The sequence below is a fragment of the Pelagibacterium montanilacus genome (assembly GCF_003992665.1).
GTDB classification, from domain to species: Bacteria; Pseudomonadota; Alphaproteobacteria; order Rhizobiales; family Devosiaceae; genus Pelagibacterium; species Pelagibacterium montanilacus.
The window spans coordinates 1-2,188 of sequence record NZ_RZMX01000045.1; the positions used below are offsets into that span (position 1 = coordinate 1).

General features: G+C 62.2%; 2 protein-coding genes. Both read left to right on the forward strand.

The window, feature by feature from the left end; genetic code table 11:
* A partial coding sequence (locus tag EO136_RS12065; RefSeq protein ID WP_164730569.1) for a SulP family inorganic anion transporter occupies positions 1–1,335 on the forward strand: 1,335 nt, incomplete at its 5' end.
* A 13-nt stretch (positions 1,336–1,348) separates the two neighbouring features.
* Positions 1,349–2,188, forward strand: an 840-nt coding sequence (locus EO136_RS12070; protein WP_164730570.1) for a universal stress protein, incomplete at its 3' end; no start/stop codon positions are given.

The following is a 2,188-nucleotide window of genomic DNA, read 5'->3' on the forward strand; positions in this document are numbered from 1 at the left end:
TCGTTTTCCATTGCCGTATTGATCGCCTTCGTGGGCGGCCGCCCGGGCATGATCTCGGCGGCGACCGCTGCAACGGCGGTTCTCATGGTCACGCTGGTGCGCGATCACGGGCTCGAGTATCTGCTGGCCACCACGGTTATGGCGGGCGTTCTCCAGATCGCCGCCGGGTTTCTCAAGCTCGGCATGGTGATGCGGTTCGTGTCCCGTTCGGTGATGACGGGCTTTGTGAACGCGCTGGCCATCCTGATCTTCATGGCCCAGTTGCCAGAGCTGACCAATGTGTCGATGCTGACCTATGTGATGGTCGCCGCCGGCCTCGCGATCATCTACCTCTTCCCCTACGTCACCAAGGCCATTCCCTCGCCGCTGGTCTGCATCGTGGTTCTGACCGCGCTGGCCATGGCGCTGGGCATGGATCTGCGCACGGTGGGCGACATGGGTGCGCTGCCCGACACGCTGCCCATGTTCCTGATCCCGCAGATCCCGCTGACCTTCGAGACGCTGATGATCATCCTGCCCTATGCGGCAGCGGTTGCGGTGGTGGGCCTGCTCGAGTCGCTGATGACGGCCCAGATCGTGGACGATCTGACCGACACCAAGTCCGACAAGAACCAGGAGTGCATCGGCCAGGGCATCGCCAATACCGCAACCGGCTTTATCGGCGGCATGGCCGGCTGCGCGATGATCGGACAGTCGATCATCAACGTCAAATCCGGCGGTCGTGGGCGGCTCTCGAGCCTGCTTGCGGGAATTTATCTGCTTTTCATGGTGCTGGTGCTCGGGGACCTCGTGACCCAGATACCCATGGCAGCGCTGGTCGCTATCATGATCATGGTTTCAATCGGCACCTTCTCCTGGAGTTCGATCAAGAACCTCACATCCCACCCCAAAAGCTCTTCGATCGTGATGCTCGCGACGGTGGTCACCGTGGTCTACACCCACAACCTCGCCATCGGGGTTCTGGCTGGCGTCATGCTCTCGGGGGTCTTTTTTGCCTGGAAGATCTCGCAGATCTTCAGGATCACCTCGGTTCTCTCAGACGATGGCCAGCACCGGACCTATCGCGTCGAAGGGCAGATATTCTTCGCTTCCGCCGAGGAGTTCACCAACGCCTTCGACTTCAAGGAAGTGCTCGACACCGTTACAATCGACGTCAGCCGCGCCCATATCTGGGATATCTCCAGCGTGCAGGCGCTCGACATGATCATCCTCAAGTTCCGCCGCGAAGGTGCGCAAGTGGAAATTCTTGGGATGAACGAGGCCAGCGAAACCATCGTCGACAGGCTTGCGATCCATGACAAGCCGGGCGCTCTGGAAAAGCTGATGGGCCATTAGGGAGGAAAGCCACATGACCAAGATCATCACGTTTCTCGATGGTTCGGACTACACACGCAGCGTTCTCGACCACACCGCCTGGGTGGCCGAAAAGACCGGCGCGTCGGTCGATGTCGTGCACGTCATCGGCCGACGGCAGAGCGACACCCCGATGGACTGGAGCGGAAGCCTCGAGCTCGGCGTGCGCAGCAATCTGCTGCACGAGCTGGCCGAGCACGACGCGCAAAAGTCGCGCCTGGCCCAGGAGCGCGGCAAGCTCATCGTGGATGCAGGCGTCCAGCACCTCGCCGCAGCCGGCGTCAGCCAGGCGAAAGCGAGGCTCCTGAGGGGCGACATCGTCGAGGTCCTCAAGGATATCGAGGCCGATGCCGACCTCATCGTTCTGGGCAAGCGCGGCGAGGCGGCGGACTTTGCCAGGATGCATCTGGGGTCCAACCTCGAGCGCGTCGCGCGCGTGAGCAGCAAACCCGTGATGGTCGCCTCCCGCGCCTTCAAGCCGGTCAACGCGTTCATGATCGCCTATGATGGCGGGGCCAGCGCGGACAAGGCCGTCGACCACATCGCCAAGGGCAAGCTCTTCCCGGGCACGCCCTGCCACCTTGTCATCGCCGGCAGCGACACCGAACAGGCGCGCTCACGGCTCGAAAACGCCAACCGCAAGCTCACCGCGGCCGGGTTCGAGACCCATGCGTCTCTGATTCCGGGCGACGCCGAGAAAGTGATCGCCGAGTATGTGAAGGCCAACGACATCGGCCTGCTCGTGATGGGCGCCTATGGGCACTCGCGCATCCGGAACTTCATCATCGGCTCCACGACAACCGAGATGATCCGCTCGGTGCTCATTCCGGTCATG